Source organism: Chryseobacterium sp. Tr-659, assembly GCF_011752975.1.
GTDB lineage: Bacteria > Bacteroidota > Bacteroidia > Flavobacteriales > Weeksellaceae > Chryseobacterium.
Genome location: NZ_VWWP01000008.1, coordinates 158,056 through 181,979, shown reverse-complemented (window position 1 = coordinate 181,979; position 23,924 = coordinate 158,056). Strand labels below are relative to the sequence as shown.

23 protein-coding genes and 4 tRNA genes are annotated in these 23,924 nt (G+C 36.1%); 8 read left to right on the top strand and 19 right to left on the bottom strand.

Annotation, left to right across the window (positions count from 1 at the left end):
* Positions 1-6: 6 nt before the first annotated feature.
* Complete coding sequence (locus F3J23_RS17325) at positions 7-675, bottom strand: HAD family hydrolase (RefSeq protein WP_167031851.1); 669 nt, start codon at positions 673-675, stop codon at positions 7-9.
* Positions 676-1,301: 626 nt separating this feature from the next.
* On the opposite strand from F3J23_RS17325, the gene fusA reads away from it, so the two are divergent.
* Entirely contained in the window at positions 1,302-3,368 is a 2,067-nt protein-coding gene (gene fusA, locus F3J23_RS17320) for an elongation factor G (protein WP_167031848.1), read from the top strand.
* 117 nt (positions 3,369-3,485) lie between these two features.
* Here the strand turns inward: fusA and F3J23_RS17315 are convergent, their stop codons facing one another.
* Positions 3,486-5,024: a SulP family inorganic anion transporter gene (locus tag F3J23_RS17315; RefSeq protein ID WP_167031845.1), complete on the bottom strand. Its 1,539-nt coding sequence runs from the start codon at positions 5,022-5,024 to the stop codon at positions 3,486-3,488.
* 622 nt (positions 5,025-5,646) lie between these two features.
* Here F3J23_RS17315 and F3J23_RS17310 point away from each other — a divergent pair.
* A complete protein-coding gene (locus tag F3J23_RS17310; RefSeq protein ID WP_167031842.1) occupies positions 5,647-6,075 on the top strand; it encodes a transposase in 429 nt (142 codons plus the stop codon).
* 12 nt (positions 6,076-6,087) lie between these two features.
* Complete coding sequence (locus tag F3J23_RS17305) at positions 6,088-6,423, top strand: helix-turn-helix domain-containing protein (RefSeq protein WP_167031839.1); 336 nt, start codon at positions 6,088-6,090, stop codon at positions 6,421-6,423.
* Between the two features lie 555 nt (positions 6,424-6,978).
* On the opposite strand, the gene F3J23_RS17300 is transcribed toward F3J23_RS17305, so the two are convergent.
* From F3J23_RS17300 to F3J23_RS17290, 3 genes are all read right to left on the bottom strand, one after another.
* On the bottom strand, positions 6,979-7,200 hold the full coding sequence (locus tag F3J23_RS17300; RefSeq protein WP_167031836.1) for a phosphate ABC transporter substrate-binding protein: 222 nt from the start codon (positions 7,198-7,200) through the stop codon (positions 6,979-6,981).
* Between the two features lie 377 nt (positions 7,201-7,577).
* Positions 7,578-8,249: a hypothetical protein gene (locus tag F3J23_RS17295; RefSeq protein WP_167031833.1), complete on the bottom strand. Its 672-nt coding sequence runs from the start codon at positions 8,247-8,249 to the stop codon at positions 7,578-7,580.
* Between the two features lie 159 nt (positions 8,250-8,408).
* A complete protein-coding gene (locus F3J23_RS17290) occupies positions 8,409-9,926 on the bottom strand; it encodes a TROVE domain-containing protein (protein WP_167031830.1) in 1,518 nt (505 codons plus the stop codon).
* Between the two features lie 374 nt (positions 9,927-10,300).
* Between F3J23_RS17290 and F3J23_RS17285 the strand changes: the two genes are divergently transcribed.
* Entirely contained in the window at positions 10,301-10,747 is a 447-nt protein-coding gene (locus tag F3J23_RS17285) for a VOC family protein (RefSeq protein WP_167031827.1), read from the top strand.
* Positions 10,748-10,904: 157 nt separating this feature from the next.
* On the opposite strand, the gene F3J23_RS17280 is transcribed toward F3J23_RS17285, so the two are convergent.
* From F3J23_RS17280 to F3J23_RS17270, 3 genes are read right to left on the bottom strand one after another with little or no spacing between them, the layout of a single operon-like run.
* Positions 10,905-12,248 (bottom strand): SWIM zinc finger family protein, encoded by a 1,344-nt coding sequence (locus F3J23_RS17280; RefSeq protein ID WP_167031824.1) that lies wholly within the window; start codon positions 12,246-12,248, stop codon positions 10,905-10,907.
* Between the two features lie 4 nt (positions 12,249-12,252).
* Positions 12,253-14,949 (bottom strand): DUF6493 family protein, encoded by a 2,697-nt coding sequence (locus tag F3J23_RS17275; RefSeq protein ID WP_167031821.1) that lies wholly within the window; start codon positions 14,947-14,949, stop codon positions 12,253-12,255.
* Entirely contained in the window at positions 14,946-15,860 is a 915-nt protein-coding gene (locus tag F3J23_RS17270; protein WP_167031818.1) for a DUF6493 family protein, read from the bottom strand. The genes F3J23_RS17275 and F3J23_RS17270 overlap by 4 nt, the downstream gene beginning before the upstream one ends.
* Before the next feature lie 356 nt (positions 15,861-16,216).
* On the opposite strand from F3J23_RS17270, the gene F3J23_RS17265 reads away from it, so the two are divergent.
* Genes F3J23_RS17265 through F3J23_RS17250 form a run of 4 tightly spaced genes read left to right on the top strand, consistent with a single transcriptional unit; the run spans position 16,217 to position 18,311 of the window.
* On the top strand, positions 16,217-16,642 hold the full coding sequence (locus F3J23_RS17265) for a MarR family winged helix-turn-helix transcriptional regulator (protein WP_167031815.1): 426 nt from the start codon (positions 16,217-16,219) through the stop codon (positions 16,640-16,642).
* A 4-nt stretch (positions 16,643-16,646) separates the two neighbouring features.
* Positions 16,647-16,985, top strand: a complete 339-nt coding sequence (locus F3J23_RS17260) for a GIY-YIG nuclease family protein (RefSeq protein ID WP_167031812.1) — start codon at positions 16,647-16,649, stop codon at positions 16,983-16,985.
* A gap of 1 nt (position 16,986) precedes the next feature.
* Positions 16,987-17,412, top strand: a complete 426-nt coding sequence (locus tag F3J23_RS17255; protein WP_167031809.1) for a DUF1330 domain-containing protein — start codon at positions 16,987-16,989, stop codon at positions 17,410-17,412.
* 14 nt (positions 17,413-17,426) lie between these two features.
* A complete protein-coding gene (locus tag F3J23_RS17250; RefSeq protein WP_167031806.1) occupies positions 17,427-18,311 on the top strand; it encodes an alpha/beta fold hydrolase in 885 nt (294 codons plus the stop codon).
* 61 nt (positions 18,312-18,372) lie between these two features.
* On the opposite strand, the gene F3J23_RS17245 is transcribed toward F3J23_RS17250, so the two are convergent.
* From F3J23_RS17245 to F3J23_RS17195, 11 genes are all read right to left on the bottom strand, one after another.
* Positions 18,373-18,924, bottom strand: coding sequence for an exonuclease domain-containing protein (locus F3J23_RS17245; protein ID WP_167031803.1), 552 nt, complete (start codon positions 18,922-18,924; stop codon positions 18,373-18,375).
* A gap of 112 nt (positions 18,925-19,036) precedes the next feature.
* A complete protein-coding gene (locus tag F3J23_RS17240) occupies positions 19,037-19,579 on the bottom strand; it encodes a 3'-5' exonuclease (protein WP_167031800.1) in 543 nt (180 codons plus the stop codon).
* A gap of 71 nt (positions 19,580-19,650) precedes the next feature.
* Positions 19,651-20,214 (bottom strand): metallophosphoesterase, encoded by a 564-nt coding sequence (locus F3J23_RS17235; RefSeq protein ID WP_167031797.1) that lies wholly within the window; start codon positions 20,212-20,214, stop codon positions 19,651-19,653.
* A gap of 94 nt (positions 20,215-20,308) precedes the next feature.
* Entirely contained in the window at positions 20,309-21,322 is a 1,014-nt protein-coding gene (locus F3J23_RS17230; protein ID WP_167031794.1) for an RNA ligase, Rnl2 family, read from the bottom strand.
* A 6-nt stretch (positions 21,323-21,328) separates the two neighbouring features.
* Entirely contained in the window at positions 21,329-21,892 is a 564-nt protein-coding gene (locus F3J23_RS17225; RefSeq protein ID WP_167031792.1) for a DinB family protein, read from the bottom strand.
* Complete coding sequence (locus tag F3J23_RS17220; protein WP_410498059.1) at positions 21,892-22,257, bottom strand: cyclic-phosphate processing receiver domain-containing protein; 366 nt, start codon at positions 22,255-22,257, stop codon at positions 21,892-21,894. The genes F3J23_RS17225 and F3J23_RS17220 overlap by 1 nt, the downstream gene beginning before the upstream one ends.
* A gap of 64 nt (positions 22,258-22,321) precedes the next feature.
* Positions 22,322-22,807: a ribonuclease H-like YkuK family protein gene (locus F3J23_RS17215; protein WP_047428299.1), complete on the bottom strand. Its 486-nt coding sequence runs from the start codon at positions 22,805-22,807 to the stop codon at positions 22,322-22,324.
* Between the two features lie 121 nt (positions 22,808-22,928).
* Positions 22,929-22,999 (bottom strand) — tRNA-Trp (locus tag F3J23_RS17210).
* A gap of 171 nt (positions 23,000-23,170) precedes the next feature.
* Positions 23,171-23,244 (bottom strand) — tRNA-Phe (locus F3J23_RS17205).
* A gap of 91 nt (positions 23,245-23,335) precedes the next feature.
* A tRNA-Leu gene (locus F3J23_RS17200) sits at positions 23,336-23,411 on the bottom strand.
* A 379-nt stretch (positions 23,412-23,790) separates the two neighbouring features.
* Positions 23,791-23,862: transfer RNA gene (locus F3J23_RS17195), tRNA-Glu, on the bottom strand.
* Positions 23,863-23,924 lie beyond the last annotated feature (62 nt).

Genomic DNA, 23,924 nt, shown 5'->3' with positions numbered 1-23,924 from the left:
TTATTTTTAGTGTTTAAGTAAGTGTGCACTGAAACCGAAATCTTTAGCACCTTTATAATCTGCCAAAGGATTGTCTCCTATATGCAGAACCTGATGTAAAGGCATATCCTGATCTCTGAGATTATTCTTCACTTCCTGAAAAATAAGCGGGTTCGGTTTGGAATAACTGATCTCATCGGAGTAAATATGAAAATCGATGTATTGATCCAGGTTTTCATGAATCAGAAACTTTCTCATAGTTTTCCCTTTGATAAATCCTGTATTGCTCAGGATATTGATCGTCTTTCCCTGATTTTTGATATCATCAAAAAAATCATGAATATTTTCAAAAATAACAACCGGTCTGTACTCCAGAAACAGTTCTTCACTTTTCACATAAAACTCATTGAGTTTTTCTTTATTTAAAAGCTTTACATCCACATTCAATGCTCCCAAAATCATCAGATAGATCTCAAACGTGTCTATATTCCCACCTGTTACTTCATTAATCGTATTGCAAAGATCATCATAATATTTTACGGTTTTCGCAACTTCATTTATAGGTTTATCTACATTAAAAAATGAGGAGAACAGCTCAACTCTTTTTGTTTTAAATTCAGGATGAGATTTGAGTAAGGTGAGCCACAGATCAAAGGAAAAATGACAGTGGTTATGAATGTCGATATCTGTTTTCAATATGTCTTAAGTTAAAAGTTTTTATTTAGCTTTCTTGAAAAAGATTTAAAATTTATTGATCATCAACAAGTGTTTAATTTTCTATTCCTCCCAAAGATAAAATTTTTATGATAAATGTATTGCTATACTTTCTGTTTTAAGATATTTTTATGACTATCTCCAGGACCAGAGAAGCAAATTTGTTATGTTTAAAGCTTGTTTACGTTGATTTTGAAAAAATATTTTCAAAAATTATTGGATAATGAAAAAAAAATTATAATTTCGCAATCGATTAAAAATCAACAATGTCAACAAAAATGATACATATTATAACTTTAAGTAACCCTGTCAGAGCTGTGTTCTTTGGCAGCACTAAATATTTATCTGAATAGTTCCATAGATCTTTACTACTAAAAATATATTAAAGACCTGTCTATTCGGACAGGTCTTTTTTGCTGCCCTAATTTCAGACCTTAAAAATTCAAAAAACCGCTGTTATTTGTTAAGGCCTCTGAAAATTTCACTTTGATGCACAATACAAAAAATGGTTTTCCGGATTCATTCAATCCGGGGTATCTTTTGTGTTCATTTTTTTCAGAAATCTTTCAATATACAGCTCTAAAATTCAACAATTTAAATCAAACAAAATGAAATATAACACACGAAATATAGGGATCATAGCACATGTAGATGCAGGAAAAACAACTTTATCCGAAAGACTTTTATATTACACGGGGCTCATTCATAAAATCGGGAACGTAGACGATGGAAATACCACTATGGATAAAGATATCCAGGAAAGAAACCGTGGTATTACCATTTCATCAGCAGCTGTTTCAACACAATGGAAAAAGGGTGGGAATATCTATAATATCAACATTATTGATACTCCCGGACACATTGATTTCGCTGTAGAAGTAGAACGTTCGCTAAGAGTTTTGGACAGCGTTGTTGCTGTGTTCTGTGCCTCTTCGGGAGTTCAGCCACAGACTGAAAACGTATGGTTCCAGGCTGAAAAACACGGGACATCCAAAATTTGTTTCATTAATAAAATGGACAGGATTGGGGCCGATTTCTTTGCAGTTCTGAAAGATATTGAGATGAAGCTGAATGCTGTCCCTATGGCTCTTCAAATTCCTATAGGAGCTGAAAACAGTTTCGAGGGGGTGATAGACCTTATACGAATGAAAGCATTATACTGGATTGATGAAAACGGAGAAACCATTGTTGAAAAGGAAATCCCACACGACTATTTTTCTAATGCTGAAGAATACAGAATGAAATTACTGGAAACTCTCGCTGAATATGATGAAACATTCTTTGACGTTTTCATGAATACTGAACATCAGATCACTATTGAAATGATCATGGAAACTGTGCAAAGAGTCTGTCGATCAGGGGCTGCAGTTCCTGTTCTTTGTGGTTCCGCCTTCAAAAACAAAGGGATTCAGCCACTTCTTGATGCTGTGGTAACATATCTTCCAGCTCCGGATCAGCTTGCCGATATTCAAGGGAAAGATCCTAAAACGGAAGAAGTTATTGAGTGGAAAAGAAATGAAGGAAAGCCTTTTTCGGGTATTGTTTTCAAGGTGGTCATTGATAAGCATATGGGAAGACTCGCCATGCTTCGTATTTATTCCGGAAAGATAAAATCCGGTGATACGGTTCAGAATGTAAGAACGGGTGAAAGCTTCAGGATTTCCAGGATCCTGCAGATGCAGTCTGATAAGACGTTGTCTCTGGAAGAAGGAAAAGCTGGTGATATTGTTGCTTTAACAGGGATAAAGGATGCCAAAACCGGAGATTCCTTATCTTCTGTAGAAAGGCCTATATTACTGGAAGCAATCACAATTCCCGCTCCAGTTATCAGGGTGTCGATTGAGCCAAAAACCAATGGTGATGAGAAGTCTTTTGGACTGGTTCTGGCTAAAATTCAGGAAGAAGACCCTTCATTGGTGGTTGAAAGAGACCAACAGACCGGAGAAACTTTATTAAGCGGACTTGGAGAATTACATCTTGAGGTTACTTTAGAAAAGATCCGTCTGAATCATGGTATCGAAATCAATCAAGGAAAACCAAAGGTTTCTTACCGTGAAATATTAACGGAAACAAGGATCCATAGAGAAAAACTTTCGAAACAGAATGGCGGAAGCGGTCAGTTTGCTGATATCAGTTTTGAAATTGGACCGAGGGATAGTAATGAACACGGACTGGAATTTATCAATATGATTAAAGGAGGTGTTATCCCAACCGAGTTTATCCCTTCTGTCGAAAAAGGTTTCAGAGCAGCTATGGAAAGCGGACCTTTGAAAGGCTATCCGCTGGAAAGTATGAAAGTTACTCTTCTGGATGGTTCTTTCCATGCTCAGGATTCTGCAGCCATGGATTTTGAAATTGCAGCAAGAGACGGGTTCAAATCGGCAGCACGTCAATGTAGTCCGAGACTTCTGGAACCTGTTATGCAGGTAGAGATCCAAAGCATTGAAGAACACACAGGTGCTATCACTGCAGACATCAACCGAAGAAGAGGAATTATCACTTCCATTGATGAAAAATCGGGAAGGAAGATTTTTACGGCAGAGATTCCGTTAGCTTCTACATTCGGATATATTTCCGATCTAAGAACACTGACAAGCGGAAGAGCTTCCATCAGCATGAAATTATCACACTATGCTTTAGTGCCTGATTTCATAGCGAATACATTAATCACCTAAATAAGCAGGGACTGTAGATTTTTTTACAGTCCTTGTTTGGTTATGGGAATTTGGTTTTTATTGTGAATGGCCAATCGTCAATTCGCTGCGCTTGTCAATTTTTCTGTACTGTAAAAACTATCTTTCCGGCATTACTTTGTACGTAGGATCTTCCTGAATATTGATCTCTACCACCGCTTCTGCATTTTTAAGAATCTTTCTGCAATCTTCACTGAGATGACGTAAATGCAATGTTTTATTTTCTTGTTGATATCGTTTTGAGAGTTTATCCAGCGCATCAATAGCACTCATATCTACAATCCTGCTATCTTTAAAATCTATAACTACCTGGTCCGGATCATTCACAGGATCAAATTTATCTGTAAAAGCCGTTACAGAACCAAAAAAAAGAGGACCGTAAATTTCATAATGTTTCACTCCGTTTTCATCGGTATATTTTCTCGCCCGGATCCTTTTGGCATTATCCCATGCAAAAACCAACGCCGAAATGATGACCCCAACAAGAACAGCTAAAGCAAGATTATGTAAAATCACAGTAATCAGAGCTACCATTACTCCTACAAAAATATCTGATTTAGGCATTTTATTCACAATCCTTATAGAAACCCATTGAAAAGTACTGATAGCCACCATCATCATTACTCCTACCAAAGCTGCCATGGGAATCTTTTCTATAACGGGAGCTCCAACCAGAATGATCATGAGAATCATTATTGAGGCTATAATTCCCGATAATCTGGCTCTGGAACCTGCATTGAGATTCACTAACGTTTGGGCTACCATAGCACAGCCACCCATTCCACCGAAAAATCCATTGGTAATATTCGCTAATCCCTGAGCTACAGATTCTTTATTGGCATTTCCTTTTGTATTGGTAATTTCATCCACCATTGATAGTGTGAGGAGAGATTCAATCAAACCTACTCCGGCCATAATTAAGGCATATGGAAAAATGACCTGCAATGTTTCCAATGTAAAAGGAATTCGGGGGATATGAAAATTGGGAAGGTTTCCACTGATATGGGCGATATCTGCAACGGTTTTTGTGGGAATATTAAATCCAAGTACTATTGCAAAAACAATGATAATTGCAACTAAAGAAGCGGGAATTACTTTTGTGATCTTTGGAAAAAAATAGACTATGCCTATCGTAAGAGCTGTTAACCCAGCCATGATATATAAGGGCATTCCCTGAAGCCAATGTATTGTTCCGCTATTGTCTGTAATTTTGAACTGCTCAATTTGTGCCATAAAAATAATGATTGCCAACCCGTTCAGGAAGCCATACATCACAGGCTGCGGAATGAGTCTTACAAATTTCCCCAGTTTAAAAATCCCTACCAGCATCTGAAAAATGCCTGCCAAAGCAACCGTTGCAAAAAGATATTCCACACCGTGAGATTGTATCAGGGCAATCAATACAACAATGGTTGCCCCTGCTCCCCCGGAAACCATTCCCGGGCGGCCACCTAAAACAGCGGTTACCAATCCCATCATAAACGCAGCATAAAGCCCCGTAAGGGGAGACAAACCGGCAAGAATAGCAAATGAAAGTGATTCGGGAATCATGGTCATTGCTACAGTGAAGCCGGCCAACAGTTCATTTTTGTAATTAATTTTTTTCGAAAAATCGAATAAGTTGATAGTACTTTTCATTGAATTGCAAAGTTATATACTAGTGTGATGGTATACAATTTTTCTTTTTATCATTTTTTAATAGGCTATCAATCAATTTCAATAATTCACATATTCGTGTAAATAAAATATTAATTTTAATTAGAATGAGTATATAAACAGTCTTTTTTATATTTCAAACTGCTATTGCTTCTGATTTTTGTTTAAATTTGAAAACGAATAAGAAATTATTTGGTACTAATCAATAAATTCAATCTATAAAAACATACGGATCATAGAGATATAGGTTTTTATAGCTGAATAACAAAAAACTTTTAATAGGTTCTATTATCTACACACAAATGGCAAAAAAGAAGTTTGAAAAAGAAGAAGCAGAATAAAAACCATTGAAAATCAGGAATATATTCAAGTGTTCATTAAAGTAACAATGATACATCCTTTTTTAAAATATCCTACCGGCTATAAATTGTTTTAAAAATATCACGATCCTACTCAACGTATTTTTAAAACAATGATTCCTATGTTTCATTTTTTACAAATTTCAATATTAAGTGAATATTATTCTTCTTCACAGCATAATATTCATTACCTATTTTCGTTTTTTGATGCATAAGTTTAAATAAAAAGAACAATACTCATTAAAATGTTATATAAAGAAATCCATATTGGAAAGTTTATTAAGGAGAGGGTTGATGAAAACGAAATAACAATAGAGAGAATATGTAAGTTTTTGGGCAGCGATGAAAAATCGGTTGAAAAGATGTATGCCAGTAAATCAATCGACGTGGAGATTCTTCTCAGGTGGAGCAAATTGCTGGAATATGATTTTTTCAGGCTCTACAGTTCACATTTAATTTTATACGCGCCTCCTTCTGCCGTCAATAAAAATCAGCAAAAATCTGAGAAAACACCATATTTCAGGAAAAACATTTACACTCAGGAAATTAAAGAATTCATTATGAAAAGGATTCTTTCCGGTGAAATGACGCAAAGTGAAGTTATCAAAGAATATTCTATTCCCAAGAGTACCCTTCACAGATGGCTTCAGAAGACAGATAACCCCAATGGATAAACAGAGACAGAGATGCGCCCCAATTACAAAAAGATATACCACGATATGCTGAGGCTGGAACATCCTGAGAAGTTGCAGGACCCTAAGATCCGGGAACTTCTTGAAAGACTTCATACCAGTGAGGATGTGCTAAGGCTTAATGAAAAATTATTCAAATCATCCCGGGAAAATCAAAAACTCAGGACCTATGATAGGAAAACCATGCTGAAACTCCTGAAATATCAGAAGAAGCATGGGCATTCCACAAGTTATATGTCCAGAAAATATAAAATAAGCCGAACTACGCTTTCAAAATGGAAAGTGATGTTTGAGGAAGAGCTTGAAGAAACAACGAAAGATGCCGGCTAATAATCTACCGGCATTTTTTATTTTCAGTATGAAAACTGAAGGTGGGAAGAAGGAAGGATTAAAGTCTGAAAATCATCTGACTTTATAGAAAATTATGATACAAAGATCTTCCAGCTTCCCACGTTCAGCTTTTAACTTTATAAAAACAAGGCAACGGACGAATAATGTAGTCGTGCTCTAACCAACTGAGCTACTCTTCCTATATAAATCGTGTTTTTTTGTTGTGGAAGAGACGGGATTCGAACCCGTGACCCCGTCGTGATGAGCGAAGTAACATTGTTTCTACGGCACTTGTTTATTTTTTTATACAAAGAGGCAAGATTCGAAAAGACTTGTACAAGATCACTTTCGCGACCTTCTGGAGTCGAACCAAATTAAACCGAAGTAAGCCTTTTCTACGGCACTCTTTTATTATATCAGGGCAAAATGGCGGATTCTTTTCTTTTCCTTCTGCTCTACCATTTGAACTACATTCTGTTTACAACAAGAATGGCAGGAATTGAACCTACATCTGAAGACTTAAATCGAAGTATGAATCCAAAACGACACCTGATTTTAATTTTTCCATTGGGTCTTTCTGTACTTCTTCCAGTTTCTTTGAAATTTTGTATGTTTTCCGTTTACCACTTCTATACCGTGTGGAAAACAACGTGAACATCCCGATTCAATTCCATATACAATCCTGGAAATCTGTACTCCGGAAATTTTCTTCGGAAAATCAATTAACCCATAGATATTAAATCCGAATTTTTGTTTTAACCTGTTAGCTTTTTTCATAAGTATTGAGTATTAACCTCAATACAAAGCTTCTTTCAGGGTAGGTTTATAGTTATTCATAGTTATTAGTTTTCTTTTGCAAATCTATATGGTCACTACGCATTCTTTTTACGCAGTTATTTTTTATTAAAAACCAAGCTATATGTGATAAGAGTAAATAATATTCAATTGAAAGTTGACGATGAAACTCTTATTAACGGCATTGGTTATAGCTATCGGGCTATCAGTCGAAAGACTCTGTCAGTTTGAAATCGAAGTATGCCTTTCTAACGGCACCGATATTATTAACACTGCAAAATTATATTGCATGTACGCAATCTTTTTACGCAGTTTGATTTATTTTCAATTTTATTCATTTTATTTTGAGACAAAAGAACTTAAATTCTAAGCCCTGAAACTCCTGCCAGCAGGCTCGAAATTTCTTCAGCATTTTTAATCTTCTTCTTTTTCAGTATTGCTGTAATTCTGTTTTTAAAATTAATTTGCTGCTCCATCATTTTTTCCAGCTCAGTTCTGAGTTCTGCTTCATCAACCTCTAGAATAATCTTTATGTTTTCAAAATCTTCAATTTCTGATTCTGTATGTTCTGAAAAGCTCACTTTACCGTTTTCTCTTTTAGAATAAACCCAGGGATGTCCAATCCATATTTGCATCCATTTGGAAGATGGATTGGTAAAAATATTCCGCCAGTTCACTATATCACTCAAGTCAGTACAACAATTAGGATGTACAGGAATCTTATCATTTATTTTTAATGCAATTCCTCCGTCAAATGCAAGCACATAATCACTTACTTCAGGATCATTCCAATCCATATCCTCCAGCTTCACTTCTAAAATCATTTGCAGATTATCATCATCAATGGTTTCTATATCCACAAGGCATGAACCTTTCTCAATGGTAGTAAAATTGAAATTCAGTTTTGAAACCGCTTCTTCCCATTTAGTAAACCAATCATCAGGATCGGGATAATCTGAAATTTCCGGAAGTTCAAAATCTTCTTTGGAGTATTGTAACGGGCTTATTTCGATGGTATTAATAAGTTTCATAAGTTATAAATGGTTTTTATTTTCTAGCCCTGATTGCAACGGCATCCTTTTTCTGAATGGGCCTTATAAAAAGGACAGGCGAAAAAGATATAGTGGAAAGCAGGATTAAGCTTCTAAAAATTAATGGTTATTCGTTTTTATTTTCAAAAGCAGTGCCTTTTACAGCACTACTTTTTGTATCATTTCAACTGCGGACTTTCTGTCTTCTAATGCGTTCAGTACATCAAAAATTTTATCAGACCATCCTGCAATAAGGTATACATCATTTTTTTTGACATCGAGCGGCTGTCTGCCGTAACCTGCCAGATCAAAAATATACAGTTTTGCATGAGGAGCCATCGCTTTGTATCTCTTCCATGAGTCTTCAAAGGAGTTTTTGGTTCCTGAACTGTTCCACATCTGAGTATCGGTAAACAGCATTATTTTATCCACTTTCACTCCTCTTCTGATCAGATCTTCAATCACCAGGTAACCATTGGTAGAATAACCTGCTTCTCCTTCCCGCTTGTAGAATGCATCTACATTCCTCAAAATACCGCTTTTCGGCATTGGAACTCTTAACCAGCGGTCACCAAAGATACCTGTGACCACATTTTTACATTTTGACTGTAAAATCATAGACATCAACAAACCAATATCATATAGTAATACTTTACTTTTTTTAGAAACCGGCTGCTGCATAGATCCTGAAACATCGGCAGCAATAACCACAGAGGTATCAAAATCAAAGCCTTTGACATTTTTAGCACTCGCCACAATTGCCTCTTCCAGAGCTTCCAGAATAGAAGACAAATAAGGAGAATCTATGGTTTTTAATTCTCTATAAGCTGCCAAAAACCTGAATGGAAGTTGTTTTGAATTAGCTACTGCTCTTTCATCAGAAAGATATCTGCATACTTTATTCATGGCATCGGATGAAACTCCTGCTTCAATAATATTTCTAAGGTTTCGTAATGTTGCCATATACCCTAGTTTATTACTGAAAATCAGTTCTTCCCATTTATTTTTGAAGGCAAGTTTTCTTTCATTCTCATCAGCAAACGGTGTCTGTCCCAGAACGGAAAGCTCTACTTCCCATGTATAAGGAGTTTCTAGTGTATCATTAGCAATTTTGTTGAAAACTGCCTGCTGATTTTCATCTTTTGCTTTAGGATGAACCAGAAATAAAGCATCTTTTAGTGTTACTTCTGCCTTTCTGTTGTATTTTGCGAACTGATATTCATCAAATTTATTAAAGGATTTCATTAAACCTTTCTGAACTTGTTTTGACAATCTGTTCAGCTTTTTAGTTTCAGTTCTTTCGTTGGCCATTTGATAGCAGGCCAGCAGTTCTGTAATTTCGTCAGCTCTCTGAATAACACCATCCACTGTTCTGCTCACCAGATCAGTTCCGGAAACCTGTTTTGCCAGTTCTGTAGTTAATACCAACGGGATAGAACGTAAATACATATCTTTTCTGGCATACACAGCAAGTTTTGCTACGAATTCCGGATCATTTTTTTTGATCAGAGCCTGGATTCTTTCCAGTCTGTCATTTCCTTTTTCATAGGTGGTATCTGACAGTCCTGTTGTAACAACAGCACTATATAATTCTTCTGCAGGGGTAAGCATATAAGCTTTTTCACCTTCGTAGTTGATTACTACTTTATTCTCTTTTCTTAAAAAATTAAATTTCATGGTTACTGTTTTTTATGTTAAACATTGGAAGGATTGATACTTCCTCTCTGATTTCTGATGCAAAGTAAAAACAGTATTGCGCAATCTTTTTGCGTAGAATATTTTTCTTTGATTTTTTATTCGAAAAGTTTCATGTGACTTTGAAAATACATTTAATATAAGTTTTGGCTAAAGCCAGAGAAAAGGGATTTTATAGGGCGGGCTAAAGCCCCACTCAGCAGAATTCAATCAAGCTGAAAAATAGTTTTAATTTTTAAAGACCTTTTAGTTCTTAATTATAAAATCCTTCTATCATTCATTTTTAATAAAGAAATCAGCAATTCCGGGGTTTTACATATTCCTTTCCTAGATTTGTCTGGACTAAAAATTAAGCTATGATTAAAGGATTATATGAAACCCATATTCAGGTAAGTGATCTGGAAAACTCACTAAAGTTTTACACGGAAGTATTAGGATTAAAGCTAGCTCACAGAGACGAAACCAGACCTATCGTATTTTTATGGATTGGTGAAGGTAAAGAGTTTATGTTAGGTTTATGGGAGCAGAAAGAGAATCTTCAAACCCGACATTTTGCTTTTTCCAGCAATAAAGAAGATATCTTAAATTATTCTGTCGAATTTTTAGAGAAGAAAAATTTAAAACCATACAATTTTTTGAAAGACGGCAGTGTTCAGCCCATGGTTTTCGCGTGGATGCCTGCGCTGGCTATTTATTTTAATGATCCGGACGGAAATCAGCTGGAATTTATTTCAATACTGGAGGGAGATGGCCAACCGGAACTTGGGGTGCTTTCTTATGAAGAATGGATCAACAGAAAGTAAGATACCGAAAAGTATGCAAATGAAAGTTTCTTAGAAATAAAATGTGATGTATGAGTTCACACTGATTTTCCAGATTAAGCAGATTGTTATCAAGATCTGCTTAATCTGTCTGATCTGTGAGAAAACACCCGGAGTCTTTTCCTTTATAACAATTCTATTAATTATTGATAAGTTTCTTTACTGCCAGCAGATGTTTACATGGTCCTCTTTCTCCCTGATATTTACAGAACCATTCGCAGGTACAACGTTCTTTATCTTCTTCAATAATTACCGTATGATGTACTCCGGTTCCTTCCACTCTGGCTTCGGTTCTTTCTTTACTGCTGTTTAGTATCTCAACCTTTCCGGCTTCTAACAATTTCTCAGCATTTCTCATTCTGGGATTCAGCTCCAGAATACGGTTCAGCTTAAATGGAAGCCTTCGGTAGAAAAATTGGTTCTCATCAAGGTCATAGCCTAATAATCCTATTGCGGCGAGTCTTCCTGTAAGATTATTCGCTTTAGTCAGACTTATATTTTCTTCCACTGCCAGCATTGTTGAATTGAAGGATTGATTTGCGTAAGCATATTTATCAAGAGCATCAATCCATTCATCAGAAACTTCAGACGTTAAACTCTCAAGCACCGCACCTTCTCCCGAAAATCCTCTCCAGCTTTCTCTTGATAAAGAAAAACTGAATCTGATATTTCCCATATAAAGCTGCCATGTTGTAGATTGCTTATTGATATGTGAAAAAACCTTCATAGAATCTATATAAGGAAGCAATGGTTCCAGCAGGCGAAGTCTGTGTAGCCCTCCTATACAAACCGCATCTGTTGATTTCACTGGGGAAAACACGGGTTTGTTTCCTCTTACAATCAGATAGTAATCTGATTTTATTACACCTTTTGGCATCCCCCGAAACAATTGTTGTGTCTGAATCTTATTAAAGCAATGCTGCTTTTCAGACTCGGATAAGTAGATCTGAACGGTTCCAAGACCTTTAATCCATTTTAACGGTAATGGGACTTTTCTCTCTATCAGTTTATGATCTTCTCTGTATAATCCAACTTCTTTTTCGCCTACAGACAACATAATTTTCTCACTTGGACGAATGCTTCCCAGTGCCGTTATCATAGGCTGGTTAAAGTCTACATTTGTGGTCCCGTTTTCCAGGAATTCTCCTTCGAGAGCATCCGGCAGAACGTCAATCCTCGCATATACGCCTGCACAGTGAGAAAATCCTTCAAATCGCAGCATTCCATTTCCTGCAGTTACAATCGGATCTTTAAGTAGTGCCATCTGAAAAGGAGAAAGATTAAAACTGGACTTCACAATATTGGAAAGTGTAATCAGGCATCTTGCCAAAATAAAAGGCTGTCCCACATTTCCCCAGAAAAAGCAGGGAGCATCGGTATTTTTATGTATCTCACTATATTTAGCAAGAAACAGTTCTTCAAGAGTATCCTTCTTAACCAAAGAGGACGACTTTGAGTAGTTGTAAATAAGCGTATCTTCCATAAATTTATTTTTTTAGAAGAAGATTGCAGATTTTTTTCAGGCTCGAGTTTTCTTTCCAGTTGTTGAGTTTTTCTAAAACTTCTTTATTGGCTTCAGACTGGTTTAAAGCCAGTACTTCATGATAGATTTCCAGAATCTTTTTCAGATTGGTAACCGGTTTATCCATTTGAAGTACAATATTGTAGATCAATTCTTCCAATGCTGTATTATGATTTTTGCTGATATTGAGCATATGGTGCTGCATAAGGTCTGTTAATCTTTTAACAGGCGCCCATTCCAGCTTTTCGTGAAGTCCGATTACTCTTCCTAGCCGCGCATTATCCATAATTTGATAAGAAACATGCTCCAGCCACATTTCAGCAGCAGTACCACGAATTGTTTTATCTCCATCCAAAAAGAGAGTACCTAAAAACAGATATCCGATTTCGTCAAGAGGCTTTTTGATCTGATAGAGTGCCTGCGAGGTCTTCAAAACCAGGTTTCGCTCGTAAACTTCAGCAAGACCGGAGTAAAACAGGCAATATCTGATCACTTTTGCCAGTGCATTCGCTGGAGTATTTGGGAAACACAACATCAAAGCAGGTATTTCAGAAAGATCTTTCTGCTCGGCAACAAAGTACTCCAGAAACAAAGGTTCTTTTCTTTTTTCAAGATGATATTTTGGAATAGTAATATTCAGCTCAACCGGGTAATAGGAGCTTTTCTTACTGTCTATAGTTTTCCACTTATAATTTCCTGTAAAAAATTCTGATGGGATATTGTTGTACCCCAATCCGCTGAATTCTTCAAAAATAGTTTCCGGAGAACGCGTAATTCCTGCCGTTATCCACCATGAAGGATGCTCAAATTTTCCTTCCGGTCTTATATTTTTACCAAAAAAGAAAAGTAAAAGTTCCTTATACTCCCCTTTTAGTCTTTCTTCGGCCAGCTTCAAGGCTTCTGATGTATGGTCTAAAGCACAACGCTGCAGTGCCAGTTGAACATCCAGATGATGAGGTTCTATGTTTTTATTCTGATAGATCTCCAATCTTTCAACTAAAGTGACAGGAGAAATCCAGCAAGGTGAATGAGTGATCGTAAACAACAATGGAATATCATCATTCTTCCTTATTTTCTGATCAATATAGATCGCAATTTCTTTAAAGGCCAGCTGTGCCGCACAATCTGTCCCCACCTCATCCATTGGTCCCAGCTTTTTCTTATAGTTTGAATAAGCTTCCCTTGTTGCTTCATCTTCACAGGTCCTTTTATATATCTTTTCCAGATTTCTAAGCTGAACCGGATATTTTTCCATCAGGTTCAATCCGTAATTAATAATCAGATTACATAGCAAAACATTCAGATAAGGTACTTCCCATTTAGCAATGGTCTTACAGGCTTTCTGGAATACAGGCTCAATCAGTTTTACAGATTCTCCATCTACTGTATTGGCAAAACGGATAAATCCTGTCAGGGCAATATCACAATGATAACTGTATGGATCTTCTATTGCTAAAGGCAGGAAGAACATGAGATCTTCGAAGCTGTTGAGCACCTGAACTTCATTTTCTTCCGTGGTCAAAAATAATTTTTCGGAAGATATATTTTCCAGCTCCTGCTGTTTTTCTACTATATATTTTGACAAAAGAGGACGTACATTAGTCAGAATGTTATCTGAATAATGAGAAAGTGCTTCTATGATATTTTCAGAAGCCGGGATATATTTAAGAATGATCTTCGCTGCTTTAGACTGGATACTGTCATCTTTACTTACAAATGCCGAACTTAAAGCCATGCCCAGCATTTCAGGATCAAGTCTTTTTTTCTGGAATATCTTTTCTGTCAGGACTAAACTTGAAACCACCACTGTTTTTACTTCCGAGCTCAAAAGGTTCGGGAGGTAATGTGAAAACTCATCATTTTTAAACGCCGGATTTCCTACTATCTTTTTCAGATGTGATAGAATGGTATTAACCGCCTTCGATTGGCTGGAATCTAATCCGGCCAGGAGTTGGTCCTGAAGGGCTATAAGTTCATCTTCTGTTGGTTTTAATAAAGTAAATGCATCCATAAACCAACCTGTTACATTTTTATTGAAGTTTCTGTTGGAGGCCAGAAGACATTCTCTCAGAAATCTTTTTCTTTCAATTTTTTGCTCTGCGATCAGCTTTTGCACTAAGGGGAACCATTCTTTGCGGAAGGGTAATGATTTGGAAGGATATTCACACAAATACCAGAAATGAGTATTTAGAGTTTCAGGATGATGATCCAGATCAGCAGGGTGATTACTCAGATGATATCCAAGTAATTCAGGTTTAGGTTTTACATACCCTTTTTCAGTCCATCCCAAAATATCCTGATAATTAAAAGCTGTAAATTCAGCTTCTATGGATTCATTGATAAAATCTGAGAACCAATCGGGACATCCCCATTCCAGGATCTGTTCTGTCTGTTCCTGGTTCCGGAAAATGCTCCAATAATTTTTACCAAAATTCTTTTTGTCCATACAGACAAACGATGCAATATCAATAATCGAATGCTGGCTTACAGATCCTGCCGTATGGTAGGAATTTTTAGTCATTACTATTTTACTGATCTCACGATCCATTTTTTTAATGGATGGCACCAATGTTTTTCTTTCTTCTACAGTAAGTTGTTTCAGAAAAGGAATAATCTCATGTACTTTCTCCTCATTAAGGATCTCATAAAGTCTTTCTTTCATGTGCTTTTAATTTGATGTATAATTTTTTTCAGGTTATTCTCTTTTTTCCATTCTTTTAACAATCCCAGGACAGTTTTGCCCGGCAAGGCTCTGTTCAGGTTTAACAGTTCATCATAAAGCTCTAATAGCTTTTTGAGGTTAAAAAACCGTTTCTCAACCGCTGAAAGAATGGGGATCAGCAGCTTTCTATAAGCAATATTATAATGGGTAATCACATTAATACGAAATGATATCCCGGTTATAAATCGCTGGACTGGTGCCCAGCCAAAACTGTTTTTTTTACCAATTATCATTCCTTGTTTTCCATCTTCAAAATCCTCCGAAACTGCCTTGTTTATTAGGACTTCAAAAGTTATACCATAGAATGTTTTATTTTTATTAAACAGTCTCCGAGACATGAATAAATACCGCACCGATTGAAATGACAATCCTAACTTTATCCATGCATAAAGGAACGTAACCTTATTGATCATATCACACTGAAATACAAAACGTAACAATATTTTATTATATTTTTCTGTCAAAGCAAATCCCGAAAAACTGGGAGCTGTGGATAAAATCCGGATCAGATTATTAATATAAACACTATGATAAAAATTCAATAAATAATTAAAAAAAGAATAAAATTTTCCAATCGATTCGAAAATATAGGATGCAAACAGTCTGTCGGCAGAGTCAGCTCGTACATAGTAATATCCCGGGCTCATTCTTTCATATTCATTCTGTGTTTTACAGCAGGCTGAAGCAGCCAACACAAAGATGGTATTGCGTCTCCATTTTTTATTGATACGCTTTTTCAAAAGAACAACGACTTCTTTTTTATCTCTTGGTGTAAGCTTTTTAAGAAAAGGAATAGTTTCCCTGGTTGCATAGTTTAAATATATGGTATTAAACCCTTCATCAATAAGCATAAATTCATTCTTATCGCTAAAATAAAAAAAAATGACTGACAGACAGTAAATTATCCCCAAAATGTGAATTTTTTAACAAATATTAAGTTAATGAAACAACCACTATCACGTTACTTAACAACGCTAAAACAATTCCCTGTTTAAAGATATATATTAAAAAAGTAGCTGTAAATACGGTATTTTAGCATTTCGCCCTATTTCTAATGATTATTTTTTGGCTGGACTATGACTAAAAATACTTTTTTTTCTTCATGTGAATAAGTTAATTTTAATTAAAATAATAAAACAGGAATTGTAATTCATTAAATTTTATATATTTGCACAATAAAAATACTTGACAACTCAAATACTTTTCAATGATTAGCACTGAATTATTATTTTTAATCAACATTAATAAACTGCAATCTGTAATTGCACGGAAGTTTGATTCTTTGAGCGCACATGGCCTTGGATTCAATGATTTTGTTATACTCTATATTCTCAGCAGCTCTGCTGAAAATAAAATGCGGAGAATTGATCTTGCCGAAAAGATCGGGCTTACAGCTTCCGGAGTCACAAGGCTATTGAATCCGTTGGAAAAAATCGGGCTGGTGACAAGGGAAACGAATGAAAGAGATGCCCGTGTAAGTTACGTTGTCATTACTTCCAGTGGTAAGAAAATATTTGAAGAAGCTCAGCTAAGTGCTGAAAATATCACAAAAGAAATTCTTTCTCCTAAAAAGAACAAATCCTTACGGGCTGTAAGTGAATTGTTATTTGAACTGGGAGGAAATATACAGTAATATTATGAAGAATACATTAAAGAAACAGCTTCGGGAAAAAGCAAAAGATCATCCGATAACGATGGGAGTACTTTCCGTAAAAAATAAAGTAAACGGTAAAGAATATATCCAGGGTTCTCTGAATCTTGAAGCATTGACCAATAAGATGAAATTTTTGTTAAACGGCGGTATGTTCACTCAGTCTCAGTTACAAAAAGAATGGAAGGAATATGGCAGTGAAGCATTTATTTTTGAATTCGCTGTCATTATCCCTCTTCAGGAAAATCAATATATAAATTACAGGCAGGAAATCTCAAAAGCAGAGGAAATTGTAATCTCGAAAATTAAGTCTGAATTGTATTAAAATGAAAACAAAATCCTATTTATCTCCAGATTTTGAAGCCGGGAAGCATCTTTTCATGAAAAATATTCAGGGATCCATCATTAACATGAATCTGATCAGATTCAGACAAGAGGCAGATTATTCCGAACATCCTGATCTGGAACCTTCTGAGAAAATCAGTGGCCGTGATGCTTATTTTACTTACATCAGGGAAGCGGAACCGTTTTTACAGGCAAGCGGCGGAGAAATTCTGTTCATAGGAAAAGGAGACCGTTTTCTGATAGGTCCTGAAAATGAATATTGGGATCTCTGCCTTTTGATCAGACAAAAAAGCGTGAATGATTTTTTCAGCTTTGAACAAAATGATGCTTATATGAAGATTACAGGTCATAGAATTGCTGCAATAGAAGATTCAAGGCTTCTTCCTCTGGAGGAAGTATTTATTTAGTATAAAAAATTGAGATGAAAACAATTAAAGTTGGCAATGCAGATTTATGCTATGAAATATTAGGTGAAGAAAACTACAAAGATATTGTGTTGATTTCCGGATTGGGAAGTCAGATGATCCGCTGGGATCTTTCATTCTGTCAGTTATTGGTAAAAAATGGGTTCAGGGTTATCCGATTTGATAACAGAGATTCCGGCAGTTCTGTTTTTTATTCTCAAAAGGAGATCCCGGCTGGTAAAAATATTGAAGAAACATTTGCTGCAATCACGAAAGAAGATATTCCATATTCATTAATGGATATGGCGAATGATGTTATCGGCTTATTGAATCATTTACAAATTGAAAAGGCTCATTTTGCCGGCCGTTCCATGGGTGGAATAATTGCTCAGCTGCTGGGCTGTTATTATCCGGAAAGAGTGATTACGCTGGCGATCATTATGTCAACATCATTAAATCCTGCCCTTCCCCAGCCTAATCCTGAAATTATGACAATGATGACTAAACCGCCGGTTGATCCTGCACATAACCGAGAAGGATATTTCGCGGAAAGATTAGTGTTTGCAGAAAAAATTTCAGGAACCGGATACTTATTTGATCCACAATTGGAAATTTCTTTTATTGAACAGGAGCTTAAACGTTCAAAAACTAAAGGCGGTATTATCAGACAGCTCCTGGCTATGGGTTCTTTTCAATATGATCCGGAAATCCTAAAAAAAATAACAGCTCCAACTTTAGTTATTCATGGAACAGATGATCTCATTTTTCATCCGGACTGCGGAAGAGATATTGCAGATACCATTCCCGGCTCAGAATTGATTTTAATTGATGGAATGGGACATTCTATTCCACCGGAACTTTTTGATTTTATAAGTAGAAAGATCAGTCATTTAACAAAATAAAGACCGTCTCAAGCTTTGAGACGGTCTTCTTTTCTGATTTATTTATCCTTTTTCAAGAGGTTTAATAATTCTGAATGCACCAATGCAGAATCTTTGCAATATTTTTGGCATCATCCACTCCTCTGTGGTGTGTACCTTCCAGCGTGAATCCCAATTCACCTAAAGCTCTGTTCATCCCCACACTTTTTCTGATGGTTGGATGAATTTCTCCAAATAAGGTCTTTACATTGATGTGATCATCACTCATCGGATAATCTGTGTAGAATCTTCGAGCCTGGTTTTGGAGCATGTTCAGATCGTAATTGCCATAACTTGCCCAGGTCAATTCTTCGGAATCATATTCTGCTCTAAGGATATCAAATGCATCATCCAGCATGATTCCTTCGCTATCCAGCATATTCTGTGTAAGCGTTGTAAGTTCCGTACAGAACGGGCTTACTTTTGAATATTGGGGTTTAACTAAAATTCCTTCATTTTTAGAGATCTTACCGGTTTTTGCATTCATGATGCAAACTCCGATCTCAATAATCTCACTTTCCTGGCCTCTTGGCGGCCGATTGTCCCAGCATGTTGCTTCAAGGTCTACTATTAATATATTTTCTGTTGTTTTCACTTGTTTAAAATTTAATTGTTAAAGGATGGAAGATGGATGTGGGAAGATGGAAGTTTTCATTGTGTCTAATTTACCTCCAGTCCCAGCTTCGGTCTTCCAGCCTGATTACTATTTACAGAATCTTACTTAAGATCCTCGCTGTATTGTAGGCATCATCTGCCCCGCTGTGATGAGTTCCTTCAAAATCTAACTTGAGATGATCAAGCGCTCTTTTGAGTCCTATTGACTTATGCAGTCTGAAATGTCTTTTGAATTCATACATCACATTCATATAATTTTCTGAAAATGGATTTCTTATTCCCAGCCAGTCACATTGTTCAATGACCTGCTCGCCGTCAAAATTTCCGTATCCGGCCCAGGTAAGCGGTTCTGAATGGTATTCATCTCTGATCATTTCACAGGCTTCTTCAAAATAGATCCCTTTTTCTTCTATCAGCTGCGGCGTTATTCCTGTAAGCTTTGTACAAAATCTGTTGATTTCTGATCTTTCAGGAATGACATAAATGCTTTGTTTCTGGGAAATTGCTTTGGATATAAGGTTTAATTTGCAAATCCCTATTTCTATAATATCGACTTTCTGCCCGATGGGAATTCTATCGTTTTCCCAACATGTAGCTTCTAAATCGATGATAATTATTTCATTAGTTGTTTTCATGATTTTTGTTATTGAAAATTAAAGAAGATCTTCGTTTTCACTATCTTTCTTCTGTTCTTCTATCTTCTCAATTATGATCTCGGGCTAAACGGCGGTGTCCATTTTTTCCTTTTCATAATTTCTTTGACCTCTTCGTAAGAGACGGGATAAAAGTTGTGGCAATCTACTCCTACATCAAAGCTTAGTGCCATTTCATCATCCGATAACGTTCCGTGAGAGTGCCCGTATAATTGCCATACACCACGGTGCGAACCATTCCAGGTACGCATAGCGTAGTGGAAAAGAATGATTTTCTGTTTCCCGTTATTACTGTCCGGTTCATCGATTCTCAGTTCATGATAATCTCTGATGGAAGCAAACCGCTTGGGATAAGTTAATGCCGCACCTTCATGGTTTCCTTTGATCAGATGGATATTACCGTTGAGCTGGTTTAAAGTTTCTTTTGTAAAATCCGGTTTTCCTAAGCTAAAATCTCCTAAATGGTAAACTGTATCTCCGGGCTGGACTTTTTCATTCCATCTTTTAATCAGTTCTTCATTCATTTGATCTAATGATTCAAAAGGTCTTTCGGAAAATTTTATAATATTCTCATGACCAAAATGATGGTCTGCGGTGAAAAATATATTGGGTTTCATTTTTTTAATTGTTTATTTTTTAACAAAGCTGTTTAAGCAGACTGAACTACAAAATCTTTAATACATAAAAAAGTTTCGGTAAAAAATACCGAAACTACACTTTAAGAGTCATCAACTCTTCTTTTATAAAATCAATTACTAAAGAATTCAACTTTTTGTTGATCCTTTTTTGCTCTTCTTTTTCAATACCTGCAAAAGCTGCCGGGAAATCTTTCTCAAAATCCTCTAAAATATCCTGTGCAAAAAGGCCAATAACTTTCCCTATCATTCTGGGTTCGAATTCACCAATTTTGCTCACCACATTATTCAGACGGTTTACAGTAATGTATGTCTGGATTTCTTCCCATATATTCTGAGCTGTTTCGCTGAAAATAACGGGTTTCTGGGTAGTTTTAGTCTGCTTTTTAACCATTTTGGATTTTTCGATCCACTTTTCATTCTTATTTTTCAGAATGACTCTTGCCCCATTTCCAAAATATCTGGTCTTCAGGGTTTTAATAATAGTACCTTCACACATATTATTCATTTCGGGAAGTCCCAGCCAGGCCGGAATCTTTGAGTTGAAAACATTAGGAAATCTCAAGGTTTCTTCTAAAGTTCCCTGAAACAGGATTCTTGCATAGAAAAATCCAGTCGTCTCAAAAATCTGATTGACTACTTCTGTATCCAGGTAAGTAATTCCGTTCAACTTAATATCGAAACCATAAAATTCGTTGTAAGGGGCATAATCAATACCTTTCTGCACTCTTACCGCTCCTTTTACCGGTTCTACATCTTTATGACTGTAACCGCCACCGAACAATTCGCCGTAGATGACTACCGTTTCAACATCCGGGTAAATGGTTTTCACTTTTCGGAACACATCAATTACATTTTTTCTGTAGCGTTCCAAAATCTGATGAGCATTGAAAAATTTTTCATCACTTCCGATGAAAGCAGTTCTTTTCGCGATCTTAATCTCCTTTCCATCGGTAAAGAAAGAGAAATTAGCCCCGTGAACCTTCTCCTGCACAATGAAAACCTCATCCCCAAAGCCCTGCATTCTGATCTGTTCGATCACGCGGGCCTGGTAAGCATTTTCTATTGAATTATATGTTTTGAAAATCATTTCGTTTTAGTTTTTAATAGTTTCTGATTCATTTTTCATCATCTGGGTAAGATGTCTTTGGGCATGGAGTGAAAGAAAATAAATATATTCATATACATTAATTTTCCCCAGCTCATTAACCGTCATTGTAGTTTTATACAAAAGACCTTCCCCATTTTTCATTATTTCCAGATAATCTAAACATGTAAGAGATTGTTGAGTAATTAAACGTCTGATATTATCCGGGCTCAATTCTCCTTTCGGTTCCATATGTTCTGGTCTTATCCATTCAAAAGCGCCATATTCTCCTACTTTATCAAATTTTTCTTTATTGAAATTGTAATTTTTTATTTCAGATTCCAGCTCAAGATGTAAAGAATTCTTCATTGCTTTTACGCAGCCTTTTTCAATGAGGATCAGCAAGTAAAAGTTGGTAAGATAAATATGCTCTAAAATCTGCTGAATTGTCCACCCTCCATTTGAAGGCTGATAATTCAATATGCTCTTATCTTTTTCGAACCACCCATCCACATGATCAAATGTGAGTTTCAGGTGAGTCTTTATATCCTGAATGTATCTAAAAATGTCCATTACAATTTTTCAAAATTTTCTAAAAGAGTTAGAATATTTTCTTTTCCTACAGGATTCATGGAATGGCAGTAGAATTTTGGCAAGTCCAAATGGTTGTCCATACAATATTCTATCAGCCATTTCGCACAATCATATCCTGTTTTTTCAACAAATTCCTGAGAATTTTGTTTGAGATAATGCTCATCAGCAAGGTCATGGTCAAAAGAGATCATTTCCGGAAGCCCTTTTTCCAATATCCAGTTAACAAACTGTTCGTAATTCCGAACGATATGCCAGCTGCTTCTGAGAAAAACGTCTTGTTTGGTATAATGATACGCTTCAACAGGGTATCTTATATCATCCAGAAACAATAGTCTTTTTGTCATTTCCATGGTTTAAAGCATTTATTGCTATTTCTAAAAATTATATTCTATAATTAATTTAATAAGGTTACACCATCATATCAGCACAGTTGGAACTTGCGAATGCAAAAGGTTTTGCTTTAAACACATATCCCATTCCCAGAATGTATCCCATTGCATCTTTTAATGCGACATTGGATTTGAAATCGGGATCGGTATTAATGTCTGCGTGTACCTCCATTTCCACCCCATAGGTATCCAACACAGAGCAGATTGCGTATGCAATTTCTACGGATTTGTTCACCTCGTTCAGCATTCGCTCTTTGATACTGATGCTCTGTATCTCTCTTTCTTTTCTAATAAAGGTAAACGCTCCTTTTCCCTCACGAATAAAAACTACTGCCGTAGCATAATTAATGGCATCTCCGTATACATGGGAGTCTGATCCCACACATACTTTCAGACGGTGTCCGTTTGCCTGTTCGCGGATGATGGCTTCTTCTACCAGCTGTGTGATAGAATGTTGGAAGATTTTTCCATTCATATTCTGCCATGTTTGTTGTTGCGTTTCCATTTTTTCTACATATTTAAATTTTGTTTTAAATTAATCTGCTCATGAATCGTCAATCCGTTTTACTGTCAATTTTTAAAATTCATCTGAAAAGTAAAATTCACTATTGAGTATTCATCTTTTGCACTCTGAACAGGACTCGAACCTATACCATCAGTTTTGGAGACTGAGATGCTGCCATTACACTATCAGAGTAAATGCTGTTAATTCATTAGGACTCGAACCTAAACTACAAGAATCAAAATCTTGGGTGCTGCCAATTACACTATGAATTATTGATAATGAGTAATAAGTAATGGGTAATATTAAAAACGTGTCAGGTATTAAAAATGCCCCATTATATTACTTATCATTCATGTTTTTTTGCGGAACAGACAGGAATTGAACCTGTACCTCTAGTTTTTCAGACTAGCGTGCAACACCCTGTACACCACTCTTCCTTGTTTTATAAATGAGTAACTGGTAATGAATAATATGACCATTCCTCCTTTACAGTGATTACTCATTGCTTATTAATTATCATTTATATTTTGGTACGGGAAGAGGGATTCGAACCCCCAGCTGCTTGATCCTAAATCAAGTGTGTCTACCATTCCACCATTCCCGCAGGCTTTTTGATAAGTAATGAATAATTCGTAGTCAGTAATTACACACTGCTTATTATTTATCAGGTTTGAGAAAGCTCTGTCTATTTATAAACTATGCCTGCTAGTGTTTGTAAAGATCTTCTGCGCTTGACAAACCTTTCTCGTTTCCTAATTTTAACTGATCAATAAGTCATCATACTGCACTCATTGTTTATTTCTATTTTTTCCAGAAAGAAAAAGGCTGTCTATATTTCATTTGGCTAAAGATCTTCTGCTCTTGACAGGCCTTTTCTCTTTTCTTCTTTTTTTGTGGGAATGATAACTGGCCAATTTTTTTTAAAAACCTGAACTTTCATGGTATTATTATCAATTCTATATTGACCAGTCCTTCACATCCAGTACTCTATAAGGGAATCGAACCCTTATTCTCTGCTCGAAAGGCAGACGTCCTCACCATTAGACGAATAGAGCATTTAATCCACTGACTAGGAATCGAACCTAAACAACAAGAGTACAGTTCCTGCATGCTGCCA